Annotated in this window: 15 protein-coding genes; 5 read left to right on the top strand and 10 right to left on the bottom strand. The window is 33.9% G+C overall.

Annotation, left to right across the window (positions count from 1 at the left end; translation table 11 throughout):
* The first annotated feature begins 55 nt into the window (after positions 1–55).
* The gene (locus ACQ654_RS18935; protein WP_430411911.1) at positions 56–256 is read left to right on the top strand and encodes a hypothetical protein; all 201 of its coding nucleotides are present in this window, start codon (positions 56–58) and stop codon (positions 254–256) included.
* Between the two features lie 10 nt (positions 257–266).
* On the opposite strand, the gene ACQ654_RS18930 is transcribed toward ACQ654_RS18935, so the two are convergent.
* From ACQ654_RS18930 to ACQ654_RS18885, 10 genes are all read right to left on the bottom strand, one after another.
* Positions 267–1,061 (bottom strand): hypothetical protein, encoded by a 795-nt coding sequence (locus tag ACQ654_RS18930; protein ID WP_430411910.1) that lies wholly within the window; start codon positions 1,059–1,061, stop codon positions 267–269.
* Between the two features lie 55 nt (positions 1,062–1,116).
* Positions 1,117–1,542: a DUF6565 domain-containing protein gene (locus ACQ654_RS18925; protein ID WP_430411909.1), complete on the bottom strand. Its 426-nt coding sequence runs from the start codon at positions 1,540–1,542 to the stop codon at positions 1,117–1,119.
* A 52-nt stretch (positions 1,543–1,594) separates the two neighbouring features.
* The gene (locus tag ACQ654_RS18920) at positions 1,595–2,293 is read right to left on the bottom strand and encodes a hypothetical protein (protein ID WP_430411908.1); all 699 of its coding nucleotides are present in this window, start codon (positions 2,291–2,293) and stop codon (positions 1,595–1,597) included.
* A 30-nt stretch (positions 2,294–2,323) separates the two neighbouring features.
* Positions 2,324–3,085: a toll/interleukin-1 receptor domain-containing protein gene (locus tag ACQ654_RS18915; protein WP_430411907.1), complete on the bottom strand. Its 762-nt coding sequence runs from the start codon at positions 3,083–3,085 to the stop codon at positions 2,324–2,326.
* Between the two features lie 10 nt (positions 3,086–3,095).
* Complete coding sequence (locus ACQ654_RS18910) at positions 3,096–3,458, bottom strand: hypothetical protein (protein ID WP_430411906.1); 363 nt, start codon at positions 3,456–3,458, stop codon at positions 3,096–3,098.
* Positions 3,458–4,408 (bottom strand): caspase family protein, encoded by a 951-nt coding sequence (locus ACQ654_RS18905; RefSeq protein ID WP_430411905.1) that lies wholly within the window; start codon positions 4,406–4,408, stop codon positions 3,458–3,460. Before ACQ654_RS18905 ends, ACQ654_RS18910 begins: the two co-directional genes overlap by 1 nt.
* A 138-nt stretch (positions 4,409–4,546) precedes the next feature.
* A complete protein-coding gene (locus ACQ654_RS18900; RefSeq protein WP_430411904.1) occupies positions 4,547–5,185 on the bottom strand; it encodes a response regulator transcription factor in 639 nt (212 codons plus the stop codon).
* Positions 5,186–5,193: 8 nt separating this feature from the next.
* Positions 5,194–7,242 carry an ATP-binding protein gene (locus tag ACQ654_RS18895; RefSeq protein ID WP_430411903.1) on the bottom strand — a complete coding sequence of 683 codons (2,049 nt, stop codon included), beginning with the start codon at positions 7,240–7,242 and terminating at the stop codon, positions 5,194–5,196.
* 184 nt (positions 7,243–7,426) lie between these two features.
* Entirely contained in the window at positions 7,427–7,612 is a 186-nt protein-coding gene (locus ACQ654_RS18890; RefSeq protein ID WP_430411902.1) for a hypothetical protein, read from the bottom strand.
* 107 nt (positions 7,613–7,719) lie between these two features.
* Entirely contained in the window at positions 7,720–7,851 is a 132-nt protein-coding gene (locus ACQ654_RS18885; protein WP_430411901.1) for a hypothetical protein, read from the bottom strand.
* 334 nt (positions 7,852–8,185) lie between these two features.
* On the opposite strand from ACQ654_RS18885, the gene ACQ654_RS18880 reads away from it, so the two are divergent.
* From ACQ654_RS18880 to ACQ654_RS18865, 4 genes are all read left to right on the top strand, one after another.
* The gene (locus ACQ654_RS18880) at positions 8,186–11,560 is read left to right on the top strand and encodes a choice-of-anchor Q domain-containing protein (protein WP_430411900.1); all 3,375 of its coding nucleotides are present in this window, start codon (positions 8,186–8,188) and stop codon (positions 11,558–11,560) included.
* 144 nt (positions 11,561–11,704) lie between these two features.
* Positions 11,705–12,406, top strand: coding sequence for a hypothetical protein (locus ACQ654_RS18875; protein ID WP_430411899.1), 702 nt, complete (start codon positions 11,705–11,707; stop codon positions 12,404–12,406).
* A 215-nt stretch (positions 12,407–12,621) separates the two neighbouring features.
* Positions 12,622–13,980, top strand: coding sequence for a microtubule-binding protein (locus ACQ654_RS18870; protein WP_430411898.1), 1,359 nt, complete (start codon positions 12,622–12,624; stop codon positions 13,978–13,980).
* 191 nt (positions 13,981–14,171) lie between these two features.
* Positions 14,172–15,239, top strand: coding sequence for a hypothetical protein (locus ACQ654_RS18865; protein ID WP_430411897.1), 1,068 nt, complete (start codon positions 14,172–14,174; stop codon positions 15,237–15,239).
* Positions 15,240–15,269 lie beyond the last annotated feature (30 nt).

Raw genomic sequence — 15,269 nt, 5'->3', positions numbered from 1 at the left:
TGCTAATTGTCAACTATTTTCGGTACATTAAGACTAATTAATAACAAACAAACTTATGAATAAGACTATAAAATTGGTATTGCTAATTGTTGGAGTTGTCTTGGTAGGCTACGGTATATATATGATTATAGCACCTGAATCTTCTGTTGACTTAGCTATTGTTGAAATAGAAAGTCAAGATAATACGAATGCTTTTATTACTGTTGGACTTGGATTAGTTGCCTTGATTGTTAGTTTTTTGGGCGGAAAGAAATAAAATTTTTTTCTTATATACGATAGTTTAACCCAAATGCTACAGCGTTGATAGTGACGCTTCCCAATTTGTAATGATTGAAACCTCCATGAATGGAAAACCGTTTTAGATGACGGTGTACAAGCACTTTGAATTCGTCTACGGAAGAAGCATTGATTAGACTTTGTTTCCAAGAAATTCCAAAACTGTATGGCTTGTTTAGATATACATCAACACCTACTTGATAGGCAAAACCTGTTTCATCAACACCATTTCCGACATGTGAAACTCCAATTCCCCAATAACCTGTAACATGTTTTTCGCGAACGCGATAATAGTTTATCATAAAAGAAGTGACGCCTAATTCTACTTTTGGGTCTTTTTCAAAAAAGTATAAATGATTGGCTTCAACGCCAAGTAATGGCATGAAACGATAGTTTAGTTCGAAATCATTTCCATAGAATTGTTTTCCACTTGCAAAGAATGTGTTAGAAATTATGAACTGACTTCTTTTTAGCGGGACATTTTCATCAGGAAACGCATATTCTCCGTGCGAACCATCGGAATAAGGATGTGTGTAAAAATACCGTGATTCCATGTCGCCAAACAATACACCATAACTAATGTAATACGCTAGTTCAATGAATACGCCATCGAAGTAACTTGCGTTGTCGTCATAATCGTTATCAGAACTCCTAATAGAACTTGACGAGCTATTAGAATTACTGTTAGACAGATCATTTTTGGCTCTATTGAGTTTTCCTTGCGCATTGGTAAGTGCACAGGCAAAACAACACAACAAAAGAAATAGTGTAATTTTTGGCTTCATAAAATGGTTTTAATGTTGCCAAAGTGTATCAAGAAAAGTGCCAAAGAGTGTTATTCTATTGAATCAATTGATTTACAATATTCACAAAGCCTTCTGTTCTTATATCATTTAGTGTATTAAATATTGTTACACCAATTCTATAAATTTCATCCCAAATGGCTTTCAATTTTTTTTTTATGATACTATTGTATTCACCTGCAAAAAGTTTTTTAGCAGAAATATTTCCTTTGTAAAAATTGAAAGCAAAGCTAAAACAATGGATTTTAGTTTTTTCAGAAGGTGATAAGTCACGTTTGAATTTTTCGTAATGTTTAACGTTATAATAATGATATTCTTTTTCTTTTGCTTCCCAATCGTTATCTGAATATGATTTCCAATTAACCTTTATTTCATTTATAAATTTTTGATAATCTGTCAAATATTCTTCTTTGGTAGTACAACTTAAAATAAGGACTAAGAAGCATATGTAAAAATGTTTCATATTTAAATATTTTAGGGTGATTGTGATTTCGTTTCCTACTTATTACTTAATTCTAAAAAGGATGATCCATAGCAGAACTAACTTTTTTTAATTCCACGAATTTTCCGCGCGCTTGTAATTTTCTATTATCATAACAGCCACCTTCTATATGATATTTTCTATTTCTTTTTATGAATTTTAAAATTATTGTTTCGTGATGACCTCCATTTTCCAATTCGCCAATATCTCCATGATAACAAGTTAATACATAGTGTTGCTCGTCATCAGTTTTTGATATGATAACTTGATCACATTTGTGCTTGGAAGATTTCTTACTACTTGTATTGTAATAGAAAAAATTGACATTTATTTTACTTCCTGTTTGATGAATTACTAGAGTTAATTCTAGATTTTCTTTGTATTCTTTAAAGATATCTTTTCTATCTTCTGAAAAGTATAAGTTTATTTGTCTGCCTTTATAAGTTCCTGAAAAGTTTTTGATAACATACATCCAAGAAAAAGGCGGATATTTCCATAGATGATGATCTGTTATTTCCAAAAAACTCACTAAACTAAGCGCTGTTATGATCAAGACAATACCACTGTTTTCAATAAAGAAGATAAAAAATGAAGTTCCTCCAATGAGTCCAATTACAGCTTTTGTGTTATAGTAATTAAAGTAATTTTTTCGTACTACTAAAAACATTGTAAATACCGCAATTATTACATTTAGAAATTTAGATTCATCATCAGTTTTTTCATTTGAACTCATACCTTTTAAGCTTCACTTGATATTTTTATTTTACTGACTCCTCAACTGCTGCTTTATCATATTCAAAAATATATTACGCTTAGGACTCCAAACAAGTGGGCGCTTCGGTTCTAAACCAAATTTTGCTTCAAGTGTTTCTTTAAGTATGTCGTAATGAAATTCATTGTCAATTTGGATTCCTTGAAAATGTTTGAAAACACCTTCTATTTTTCCTAATTGAAAAGGTGTGATGGCTACAGAGATTTGACTTTTCGTTTTTGCCCAAGCAGCGCCCATTTCTATCAAACACATGGGCGATTGATAAAAGTTTTCAGATAACATAAAAAACACTAACACATCTTCATCCAAACGTGCTTCTATTTCTTCAATAAAGTTGTTTCCTAAACCCGTCCCGTAGCCTTCTAAAGATGTACAAAAAATATTTTCTGGAGGAATTCCGATGACTTCTAAAATCTGTACAAAACTTGTCACGACGTCTTTATCTTTGCTTGAATGACTTACAAATACTTTCTTCAAGAACTTCTCCTTGGGTTTTGTAGTTGTTCTCCCTTTTCCCTTTTCTTGAATGACATAATTTGAGGTATCAATTTTCAAGTCATCCGCAATTAGTAATAATACTTTATCGGAAGCTGTTGCTAACAATTTTTTAATTTCAGTTTGTGTATAGTCATTAACTGACTCGTTTGTAATTCCGTATCCACTTAAGATACTGACCATTTCTTTCATGCTGTGACTCGTTTGTAGTGAAAAGAAAATGTCTTGAATTAATCGATGTTGTGTTACTGGATTCATGTATTTATTTTTAATAATAGGTTTGTAAAATGTATGCTGAGATCAATTTTTGCTTTAGCGGTTTAGATATTGGATACATATTAATTTCTTTTAAAATCTCTTTGGTCAATAGTTTATTTTCTTTGCGTTCTTTTTTTATTTTATCAGCATAATAGTTGTGAACCAATCGATTTGATAGGTTATACAGAAGAATTCCTAAAAAAATCAACACACCAATTCCTTCTTCCATTCCATAACGAAATGACATATCTTTTAAACTAGAAGTAATAGCTGACGCGCCACCATATCCACTTATCATTTTTATAATGATAAAAACAATTTTTGGAATAGCTAACGCCGCAATATAATTGACGATGACATCTACCTTAATCATTATATTCTATTTTTTTGAACTAAGTCTTTGTAGTAAACTCCTAAAGGTGTTAAGATGCAAGCTTTCCCTTTTTCTGCCGCTTCATCCAAAGAAGATGTTTCTAACGGAATTAGTAATCCGTTGGCGTGATATTTTCGTAAATCGGACATGACTTCTATCAATCCATTTTTACTGTCAGCACTTGCTATATATTCTTTTGATAATTGAAACCCTGCTTTGTCATCATTGAAGTAATCTTTCAGTTTTCTTAGTATCGGCAACGGAATTTTAGGTTCACAATTACGAAGTGGAATCATTTTGGATACATGTGACTTAAAAATGGGGCGTTGTCGCCAAGAATCTAACATAATATCTATGTAGTTATACATTCTGGCTACATTAACTTTTCCCAAAATATCTGCCGCGCCACCTTTTAAGGCTTCATAAATAATGGTTGTAAACACACCAAATCCGCCTCGTTCCATAGCGTATTGTGTATCTCTACTAGCTGTTAGTAAAGAAACACCTTCACGTAGTAACGCTTTTCGTTCTCCAAGTGCCACAAAGTTTCCAATGTCGCCACTGTGACAACAATCGAGAATGATGATAACTTCACTAACATTAGAATTATTTGCCATTGTAATGACTTCACTCAAACTGACGCCTTCATCAAATTTTTCCGCATCTTGAGTCACCAAATAGCTTCCTAAGTCTGTAGCGGCACCATGTCCGGAAAAATAGAACAAAGCAACCTCAGCTTCATGATTAAATAAGTCATGAATTTTACTTTTTAAACTTGCAACGGTAATGTTGTATTTGTCAGGGTTAGAAGTGATGAGTTTACAGTCAAAGTTTGGATCGCCATTTTCATGTTTGGCAATCACTTCTTGCATTCGTTTTGCATCAGGTATGCAACCTTTAAGTGGATTTTTTTTGTAATGATTAATTCCTACAAGTAAAGCTCTTCTCATATATTGGTGGTTTTTGATATTCATACACTTACAAAGATCAAGGATTCCGCTACACAGGAAAACATCAATATTAAGGAACAAAAAAGCTCCTCAAATTTGAGGAGCTTTTAAAATTATCTTTTAGAGAATAGCTTCTGATTACACATATCCATTTTCAATAGCATATCGAACCAACCCTAATGAACTTTTTACACCCGTTTTTTCAATTAAGTTTCTACGGTGTGTTTCTACCGTACTGTTAGCTATATTGAGCTTTGCAGATATTTCAGAGGTTGTGTGCTCATCAACAATTAATCGCAATACATCTTTTTCTCTTTTAGTAAATTGTACAGCTTTTGGTTTAGGTTTTCGAACAGCTTTTAATAAGGTATTTAATACTTGTCCCTTTATATATTCTTCCCCATTAGAAATGGTTTCCAACGCTTCCACAAATTCTTCTTTCCCTCTATTTTTTAAGATATAGCCGTTTGCGCCAATCTCAACGAGTTCATGGACAAATTCGCTTCCATCGTGCATAGTCAAGATTAAAATTTTTACGTCAGGATATTGTTTTTTAATGATTTTTGTTGCTTCCACACCATTCATTTCAGGCATGCTAATATCTAACACTGCAATGTCTATATTGTTATTTTCAATTAAATCTAACGCTTCTTTTCCATTAGCGGCTTCGCCAACAACTTTAATGTGTGATTGTTGAATTAATAGTGATTTTAATCCATCAATGACAATTTGATGATCATCTGCAATAATAATATTGAGTTCTTTTTTTTGTATCATAGTACTTTTTATTTCATGGTAGGTATTTCTATAGTAACTGTAGTTCCGTTCCCTTTACTTGAATCGATCAGCACATTTCCGCTCATTTCTGCAACACGTGCTTTGATGCTTTTTAAGCCCATTCCTTCATATTCATTATTATTATCAAAACCGTTTCCATTATCCGAAACCATAATATTTAAATCTACTTCTCTTTTTAGTAATTGAATGGTCACTTCTGTAGCGTTTGCATGCTTTAATATGTTATTTAATAATTCTTGAATGATGCGATACAATTGAATTTCTGTAGTATTATCTAACCGATTGTCCAAGCCATGTGCTAACAACTCTATTTGAAGCATTTTGGTTTCCTCAATTTTTTGTTTGAGTTCTTTTAATGCAGGCACCAATCCAAATTTTGTCAATGTACCTGAAACCATATTATGTGCAATTTTGCGTACTGTTTCGCAGGCTTCGTCCAACAATTGATTTGCTTTTTCGTATTGTGATTTTGTTTCGTTTTTTATTTTTTCTAAATCTTCTTCAACAGATTTGTAATGAATTTTCACCACAGACAACATACTTCCCAAACGATCATGAAGGTCTTTAGCAATGCGTTCGCGCTCTTCTTCTTGTCCACTAATCATTGATGTAATGGCTTTTCGCTCTTGCTCTTTCAGCATTTCTTCAAGCTTTTTTTCTTGCTGTTCTTTTGCTAATTGTGCTTCAATTTTTTGCTGTTCATATGCTAATTCGGCTAGCTTTTTTTCTTGGTTTAATTTTTTCACTCTCAATAAGACAAAAAATAATAACACAATCGAAACTAATACTATAGAAATAATTATCGTATTTCTTCTCTCATTACTCGCTGTAAATTTTGCGTTAACAGTTGCTATTTCCGCTTCATTTTTCAGTTTTTCGAGCTGTTGTTTATCACGCATGTAATTCGCTTCTAAACGATCTGCATTTTTTATGTTTTTATTTAATTGTTCTCTGATTTGCTCACAAGAATCCTTGTATACAAGTGCCTTTTGGAAATCTTTATTTTTTTCGTAAAAACCCGACAAAGCATTATACGTTTTAGCCAATAAAGAGGAATCACGAACTTGTTTTTGTAGTAATAAACTTTGATTAAAATTTGACAAGGCTTGTCCATTGTTGTTTAACGCATTGTGTAAATTCCCTAAGTTATTATAATTGACAGCTAATCGTTTTAAATCATTGTCTGATTTGAATATTTTTTGCGCCTTTTGATAGTAAAATAATGCAGAATCCAACACACCCATTTTTTTATACAGTGTGGCAAAATTATGATATAAGTTTGATGCATCTTTTATATCATACTCAGGAATCATTTGCTTGGTTTCCAAGTAGGTTGTTTTTGATTTTCCATCTTGATTTAAATAATCATAAGATGCCGCCACTTGTACATTCATTTCAAAGACACTTTTATATTTTTTCAATTCTTCATATAACTTTTTGGAAGTTAAATTATGATGCAACATTTCTTCATAATTTTTACGATCTTTACTCAATTCACCTAAATATTTATGAACTTTTGCTAAACCTAACGTATCATGAAGCATTGTTCTCAACTCTAAACTTTCCAAAAAATATGTCAATGACTCGGGGTACGCTTCCACTTCTTTAAATAAATTTCCAAGATTTGCAGTTACTTTTGCTAATGGTTTATTTTTTCCTTGTTGTTTAAATGATTCATAGCTTTTTAAAAAAGATTCAATCGCAATCATTGTTTTTCCTTGCCTTTTGTAAAACAAACCAAGTTCATTGAATCCTCTCCCAATTCCGTGGTCATACGAATGATTTTTTGCCAACTCTGTAGCTTCTACTAAATACTTTTCAGCATCTTTATATTTTTGCTGATGTTTGGCTATTCTTCCTAAAATATTTAATGCATCAACCTGATAAGGATAATTTTTGAGTTTTTTACTCAATTGTAATTGTTGCAATCCAAACGCAATTCCTGAAGAATCTTTCTTTTTCTGTAAAACCCAAGCTAATTCGTTTAATGTTCCTAGTTTCACAACTCCTTCTTGGGTTTTTAAAGCAGTCTTCATACTATCAATTTTCTTTGTGCTTTGACCTTTTAGGCACTGCGCGTAGATACTTATATAAAAGCAAAAAAAGTAACGTATAAATTTTGTGTATGTCATTGTAAATATTTATGCTAAAAAAAGGCTCAACTTTCCTTTTAAAGATAAGTAAAGCCTTTTAAAATTGTAAAGTTTTTAGTGTAAAAATCTAAAAACCGCCTGGTTTGATAACTTCACCGTCTTGGTCAGTTTTATCATCTTCATCTTTTTTAGAACCTGTCGTATCATCGTTTCCGTCTGGTCGTGGCGTATCAGTAGATTCATCAGGTCCGCAAAACATTCCTGTTTCTTCAAACTCATTTGCAATTTCAACTTTGGTAGTTAGTGTTTCCATAAATTTTAATTTTTAATAGTTTACAACAAATTTCAACTAAACTATTCATGGAAGCAATAGTCAATATTGATTGTTTTTACTTCCTTAATATTGATGAACTCAAATGCTTATTCCTGCGAAACAGTAACCTGATTTTTATTAATAGCAATTGTTAATTGTGATTCTGTTACTTTATCATAATAAATTTCTACTTCTTTAAATTCATTTCCGATTTCGATAGTTGTTTTTGATGATTTCATTGAGTCGTGTTTTAGGTTATGATAAATATCCATCATTAAAACACTCAGAACAATACTTAATTATACGTATTTTTTGATCATTAGTATTGAGGATGAAATAACTGACTCCTTTATACAAAAAATTACACTTCCCAATGTACACATCTTACAACAAAAAAATGAAGTAAGATAAATGTTAAAATAATGTTAAATATTTTATACAGCAAAACCAATCCTGTGAAAACTACGTAAATGGAATGTATTGAACATTGTAAGCTTCAGTAAACCAGACAATGCTTATCAGTCTTTAGAAATAGTTGAATACACAAAATTAATACTAACTAATACTAATACAATGAAAAACAAAACTACGCAGTTATTTGTACTCATAGGTGCAATACTTACAACGTCACTTTCGTATGGTCAACTTGTAACAAGTGGACTAGACGATGGATCAGACGGAACTCTTCGGCAAGAAATTGCAGATACACCTGCTGGTGGAATAATTACTTTTGCGCCTTCGGTACTTACAGTAAACCTAAACTCTGAACTATCCATCAATAAAGAATTGACAATCTCAGGAACCATGGCAACTACGGTTACTATTGATGCAGGAAATAACGGAAGAATCTTTAACGTAACAAGTGGTCCATTTAACCTTAATGATTTAACTCTCACCAACGGATTAGCCGACAATGGTGGTGCTATTTATTCAACTAATGCAGTAATTACTATTAACAACGCTGTAATTACAAACAATACTGCAAATGGAAGTCCTGGTTCAGGTGGCGGAATATTTAACGATACAGGAAGTGTTTTAGTTGTAAATAATTCTGAAATATCTTCCAACACAGCCAACAGAGCTGGTGGTGGAATCGAAGACAACTCAGGTGCTGGTTTGGGTATTACACTCAACAATGTAACACTCAACAACAACAATGCTGGTATTGCGCCAGCAACAGCCGCACCAGGAAATGGTGGTGGTTTACATATAACTGGTGCTGGTGATGTAACAATCATAGGCGGAACAGCTAACGGAAACGTAGCCGCTTCTGAAGGTGGTGGACTATGGAACGGAACAGGAACTATGACCATTAATGGAACAACTATCGATGGAAATACAGCTTCTGGTGTAACTGCTACCGAAGGTGGTGGTGGTGTTTTTGCACTAACTGGTGGAACTGTAAACATTACAAACGGAGCTACAATCTCTAACAATATCGCTGATGGAACTGCTGGTTCTGGTGGTGGAATTATGGTAGATGCGGCTTCGCTTAACGTAACGGATGCCATAATAACTGGAAACAGAGCAAACAGAGCTGGTGGTGGAATTGAAGTAAATGCTGGTGCAGGAACAATTTCTTTAACAAACACAACATTAAACACAAATAATGCAGGAGTTGCACCTGCGGTAGCCGCGCCAGGAAATGGTGGTGGTTTACACATCACAGGAATGCAAAACATTACAATAACAGGTGGAACAGTAAATACGAATACAGCCGCTTCTGAAGGTGGTGGACTATGGAATGGAACAGGAACTATGACTATTGATGGAACAACTATCGATGGAAATACAGCCTCTGGTGCAACTGCTACCGAAGGTGGTGGTGGTGTTTTTGCACTAACTGGTGGAACTGTAAACATTACAAACGGAACTACAATCTCTAATAACATTGCAGATGGAACTGCTGGTTCTGGTGGTGGAATTATGGTAGATGCGGCTTCACTTAGCGTAACGGATGCCACAATAACTGGAAACAGAGCAAACAGAGCTGGTGGTGGAATTGAAGTAAATGCTGGTGCAGGAACAATTTCTTTAACAAACACAACATTAAACACAAATAATGCAGGAGTTGCACCTGCGGTAGCCGCGCCAGGAAATGGTGGTGGTTTACACATCACAGGAATGCAAAACATTACAATAACAGGTGGAACAGTAAATACGAATACAGCCGCTTCTGAAGGTGGTGGACTATGGAATGGAACAGGAACTATGACTATTGATGGAACAACTATCGATGGAAATACAGCTTCTGGTGCAACTGCTACCGAAGGTGGTGGTGGTGTTTTTGCACTAACTGGTGGAACTGTAAACATTACAAACGGAGCTACAATCTCTAATAACATTGCTGATGGAACTGCTGGTTCTGGTGGTGGAATTATGGTAGATGCGGCTTCGCTTAGCGTAACAGATGCCATAATAACTGGAAACAGAGCAAACAGAGCTGGTGGTGGAATTGAAGTAAATGCTGGAGCAGGAACAATCTCTTTAACAAATACAACATTAAACACAAATAATGCAGGAGTTGCACCTGCAGTAGCCGCACCAGGAAATGGTGGTGGTTTACACATTACAGGAATGCAAAACATTACAATAACAGGTGGAACTTCCAATGGAAATGTAGCCGCAAATGAAGGTGGCGGATTATGGAATGGTTCAGGAATTATGACAGTTTCAAATCATACAGTAGATGGAAATACAGCTTCAGGAAATGACATGACAACGCCAGGAGCCGCTGGTGGTGGTGGAATCTTCAATGAAGGTGGAACATTAACGATTTCTGGAACAACTTCAATTATAAACAACGTTGCTGACGGAGCACAATCTACAGGTGGTGGAATTTTAAATGCCGCTGGAACATTAACTGCTGACGGAACAACAATTATGGACAATACTTCTAACCGTGCAGGTGGAGGAATTGAAAGTAACGGTGGCGGAACGGTTACACTAACAGATGTAGATTTAAACTCTAATGATACGGGAGTTGTTACAGGAGCTGGAGCACCAGGAAATGGTGGTGGAATGCACATAAGTGGTACTTCTGGAACAGTGAACATTACACAAAGTACCGTATCTGCAAATACTGCCGCAAACGAAGGTGGTGGATTGTGGAATCAGAATGGAGTTACTATGACTGTAACAACTTCTACAGTAGATAGCAATACGGCGGCAGAAGGCGCAGGAATTTATAATAACACGGGAAGTATTACTGTCGTAACTAGAAGTACAATATCGAGTAATGCAGCTTCTGTTTCTGGTGGTGGAATGACAAATAACGGAGCAAGTTTAGACTTAAATGCTGTAACGGTTGCTATGAACTCCACCGCAGGAAATGGTGGTGGAATTAATGCCGTTAACAATGTATCATTAAAGAATACAATTGTAGCAAACAACACTGCTGCAACTGGCGCAGATGTTTCTGGAACAATAACTTCTAATGATTATAACTTAATTGCTAGTGATGATCTCAATGTTTTTACACCACAAACAAATGATATTGAAGGTGTAGATCCAGCGTTAGGACCGTTACAAGATAATGGTGGAACCACATTAACACATGCACTAATGAATCCTTCTCCTGCAGTAAATACTGGTGATCCAACAGATATGTTTGCCGATCAAATTGGACAAGCTATATTTGGAACAACAAGAGATATTGGAGCTTTCGAAGGACAATTTGTATTGTCAGTTGACGATGTGTTTACAGCAAATAGTTTCACAATGTATCCAAATCCTAGTGTAGACGGAACATTTACAATTATGCTAGATAATTCGGTTGCAAACGAAGCAGAAGTTCAAATTGTTGCTATCACGGGACAAATGGTAAAAAGACAAACTGTATTTGCAGGAAGCACTAAAATAGAATTCAACAATATATCATCAGGTATGTATATCGTAAATATTACAACCGATAAAAGTTCGGCTTCTAAAAAATTAATGATCAAATAATTTCATTGTAATTTAGTAATTAGTTATGATAAAAAAGGGAAATCACTGGCTGTGGTTTCCCTTTTTGTATTTAGGGGAATTTTCCCCTTTACTCGTATTACAATTAAAAGTAATTTAGGATACTTATTAAAAAGCTTTAACCTGATGGATGAAAACGAATTCAACGAACTCAAAGAAAAAGTTGTAAAACTCGAAAAGAAACGAAATTTTAATCTGTGGTTACAGTTTTTTATATTTCCATTAATTCTTGCCGGAATGGGCTATTATTTTCAGCATGTTGTAAAGCAATCTGAAAAACGCATGGAACAATTAAAAATATCACAAAACATTGTAAATCAAGTATTCAATGACACAATAGTAGAACGAACTATTATTTTTCGTGACATTTTAGATGAAATTCTTGAAAATGATGTCTTAGCAACTAAAATTCAAGAATCTATTGACAATTTCCTTAAAAACAAAGCAATTACGGGAACTGCAGAAGAAGCCAAGAAAATAAATAATGCCGTAAATACATTTGCAAACGACAATACTGAGTTGAAAGAAAGCTTTGCAGCATCAACTGTTATTCAGCAAAAAATATCTAAATATGACAAAGCTATTGCAAAAGAACGTGAAGCCTTTATTTTTTTAATAAATGGTGAATTGGACAAAGCAATAATTGCCTTTAAAGAAGTAGAACAAATCTATCCTAGTTTTCATCAAGCCTATGAAATTGGCAAGTATTTACAAAAATCAACGCCAGAAAATCCTACGGAAACACAAATAAAAGAGATTCAAAATCACATTGCAAATACAATGAGTTGGAAAGCTCCTAATGAGCTGATTCAGCGCTTAAAACAATAAGATTGTTACTTCATTTTTCATCAAATTTCATGAAAATATTATGGAAATCCGTAACAATTTGAGTTTTTTTCATACGTATAACTTAAATTCTTTATCTTTAGAAATTACTTGAAAAAATCATTTTTTTCATTGTTAGTCAATGGAAAAAACTCAAGTAAGTATGCTAAAACATAATTGACTAAAAAAACATTCATTAACAATAAACTAAATAGTATATGGCTGACGAATTTGATTTACTGGAAACTTCAGGATCACAACAAGAACAAAAATCAAACGATAAAGTAGATTGGGGAAAAGCTATCGACCAAATGAAGTCGAAATTAGCACAAGAAGATAGCCCTGAAGTACGTCAAAAAATATTAAATGCAACCTTAGATAATGTGGTTGATATGGCTGAAAAAGATCGTACTTCTTTGTTAGATGCCATCAAAGACTTAACAGATTATCAAGATGAAGTTGGAATTATTTTTGAACGTTTTTCTACATTAAACGATGAAGAACAACGCGTCATTGACAATGCTCAAAAAGACCTTGAAAAAGCAAAAGTTGAATATCGTGAAGCTTTAGAGAAGCCTGATACATGGTGGAACAACCTTTGGGGACGAAAATCAAAGATAAAAAGTTCAAAATCTGACTTAGATCAAGCTGAGAAAACAAGAAAATTTGCCGATTCAAAAGCAAAGGAAATGTTTCAAAAGCGTATTGAAAGTTCTGATACTGAAACGTTGTTAAAAGAACTATCATTCAAGAGTCAGGCGGCTGTAAAACGTTTAAAAGACCGTGAAGTTGAAATTAAAGAAGTAGAAGACAAATTGCAAGTTGCAATTGTTGAAGCAAGTAAAAATCACACGAAAGCGTTAGAGAAAAAGAAAGAAGTAGAAGAAAAACTCGAAACTGAAAAATCTTTATTGAGTCAAGCACGACAAGAATTGGAAGAAGTTGTAGACAAACAATCAACTGCCTATTCTGAAACGTTGTCAAAAATTACAAAACTTGAACAAAAAGTAGAAGAATTAGAAGGTTTGCGAACTGCATACATTACGTTAGCCGCGAGTAAAGATAGTTTCGTTCACAAGCATAACTTAACCATTAAAGTATTAACATCGTTACGTAGCAACTTACAAACGCATAGAGCGAAATTGAAGTCCGATACGGAAGAACGAGTTCGTTACTATGACGGTTATGTAGTTGCATTGAAAGCAAGAACGGATCAAGAATTTGCTGCAATTTTAGAGCACTTAGGAATCAAAACTGATGAAAAAATTGGTGAAACGTTAGCCGCAATGCATACTGCAAGTGCAAGAGCACGTCAAGATATGATGGAAAACATTCCTGTACATGAAAAAGTGATGAAAGGTATTTACGGAAGTTATGCAGAATCGTTACAAGAAATTCGGGAGAAAGATGTTGAAATTCGTAAAAACTTCGCAGATCGTTACGGAATTGACATGAAAGAATTATTTGAAGAATATTACAAAAACAATGACAATCCTTCTACAGGAAAAAATGATGGTGATGATGCAGGAAAACCAACACCAACAAATGATGGTGGTTCGGATGATTTGTTAGGATAATTATAAAAATGCACAATGAGAGTTCCGCATGAAGGATAGAAGCTTTGTCGGAGCTCTTTTTTTAGATTCCTGCCTGCGCAGGTATGACAAAGTTGCACTATAAAAAAAGCGACTGCTGATAGCCTGACCGCCAATTTTTTCATTGGTGGACATGCCCAAAAAATATTAATTACTAAAACATTTCTGTTTTAATGTCTATAAACGATATCACAACTCCATTAGATTCCGCAACTTTAGATTCAGATGCGCAATACGAACTTTACTATAGAATGGTGAAGCATGTATTGGATGAATTTGAAATTAATTTAGTGGAATGGAATCATTTACGAATTTGTACAAAAGAAGAACTAAAATCATTAGAAAGTTATTGCAAACGCCTAGCTTTTTCGTTAAAAGCCATGCAATTAAAATATCGTTTTGATGAAGAACATATGAAAGTCGATTTGACAGAATCTGGATTTCCAAATTACCTGGAATTGCGCTATATTCATAACGATTTAGACTTGAAAGAAGAGTTTAAAGCTAGACTTCCAGAAGCTGAAAAATTTAAAGAAAAGTTTATTCATCAGTTAATGATAAATAAACAACATGTAGACAAACGCGATTTGTTTGAAGCCTCTTCTTCCTTGTATTACAACATGATTCAGGAAGATAAAATCTTTCAAAAGTTTGTGATTGGAAAGATCAAAAAGACAAAAAGTTCGTTTGCCACTTATGTGCTCGATTGGGCTTTTTATGACGTATCGCTCAACAGACCTTTTATCTGTTTTATGTATTTCGATTACAAACACGATGCTAAAGTTGAACAAGAAATTTATAACACCATAAAAGAATGTGGCGATCGTCATATGGATTTAGACAATATGGCGTACATGATTGATAAACGCTTAAAATATGTACATCCGCGAAAAATAAAACGTGTTGATTTGGGCATATTGCACAGTATCTTTTCTAAAGATGATCATGATACAACACATGCGCTTCTAAAAGCAATTGCACAAAAAGATATTACGCTTAATTCGTTTGCTTTAAGCACAAAAGTAGAAACAATTGACGCTGTAAACTCATCCAAAGTAAGCAATGATTTATTATCGTTTAAAAAACAAGTCATACAAGTTTGGAGTTCTGTCGTAAAACACAACTACATCTTAGCGCCACACAGAGTCATTCAATTATTATATGGTGCAATTCCAGATACGGTAATTCATTTACATCACGAACCTTTTGAAGTGGAAGAATTACCGAATGAGCTGAATTGAAATTGAAAATTATGGATGAAGTTATATTCT

Origin of the sequence: Kordia sp. (assembly GCF_965283645.1) — a bacterium.
Classification (GTDB): Bacteria; Bacteroidota; Bacteroidia; order Flavobacteriales; family Flavobacteriaceae; genus Kordia.
The sequence above is the reverse complement of the archived record's forward strand: the minus strand, read 5'-3'. Positions and strand labels throughout refer to the sequence as shown.

What these genes read in the sequence shown, in the direction of transcription:
- ACQ654_RS18885 (WP_430411901.1), bottom strand. Translation starts at nt 7,851, where the DNA reads ATGAAATCATCAAAAACAACTATCGAAATCGGAAATGAATTTAAAGAA.
- ACQ654_RS18900 (WP_430411904.1), bottom strand. Translation starts at nt 5,185, where the DNA reads ATGATACAAAAAAAAGAACTCAATATTATTATTGCAGATGATCATCAA.
- ACQ654_RS18910 (WP_430411906.1), bottom strand. Translation starts at nt 3,458, where the DNA reads ATGATTAAGGTAGATGTCATCGTCAATTATATTGCGGCGTTAGCTATT.
- ACQ654_RS18865 (WP_430411897.1), top strand. Translation starts at nt 14,172, where the DNA reads ATGTCTATAAACGATATCACAACTCCATTAGATTCCGCAACTTTAGAT.
- ACQ654_RS18930 (WP_430411910.1), bottom strand. Translation starts at nt 1,061, where the DNA reads ATGAAGCCAAAAATTACACTATTTCTTTTGTTGTGTTGTTTTGCCTGT.
- ACQ654_RS18880 (WP_430411900.1), top strand. Translation starts at nt 8,186, where the DNA reads ATGAAAAACAAAACTACGCAGTTATTTGTACTCATAGGTGCAATACTT.
- ACQ654_RS18875 (WP_430411899.1), top strand. Translation starts at nt 11,705, where the DNA reads ATGGATGAAAACGAATTCAACGAACTCAAAGAAAAAGTTGTAAAACTC.
- ACQ654_RS18920 (WP_430411908.1), bottom strand. Translation starts at nt 2,293, where the DNA reads ATGAGTTCAAATGAAAAAACTGATGATGAATCTAAATTTCTAAATGTA.
- ACQ654_RS18905 (WP_430411905.1), bottom strand. Translation starts at nt 4,408, where the DNA reads ATGAGAAGAGCTTTACTTGTAGGAATTAATCATTACAAAAAAAATCCA.
- ACQ654_RS18870 (WP_430411898.1), top strand. Translation starts at nt 12,622, where the DNA reads ATGGCTGACGAATTTGATTTACTGGAAACTTCAGGATCACAACAAGAA.
- ACQ654_RS18935 (WP_430411911.1), top strand. Translation starts at nt 56, where the DNA reads ATGAATAAGACTATAAAATTGGTATTGCTAATTGTTGGAGTTGTCTTG.
- ACQ654_RS18925 (WP_430411909.1), bottom strand. Translation starts at nt 1,542, where the DNA reads ATGAAACATTTTTACATATGCTTCTTAGTCCTTATTTTAAGTTGTACT.
- ACQ654_RS18915 (WP_430411907.1), bottom strand. Translation starts at nt 3,085, where the DNA reads ATGAATCCAGTAACACAACATCGATTAATTCAAGACATTTTCTTTTCA.
- ACQ654_RS18890 (WP_430411902.1), bottom strand. Translation starts at nt 7,612, where the DNA reads ATGGAAACACTAACTACCAAAGTTGAAATTGCAAATGAGTTTGAAGAA.
- ACQ654_RS18895 (WP_430411903.1), bottom strand. Translation starts at nt 7,242, where the DNA reads ATGAAGACTGCTTTAAAAACCCAAGAAGGAGTTGTGAAACTAGGAACA.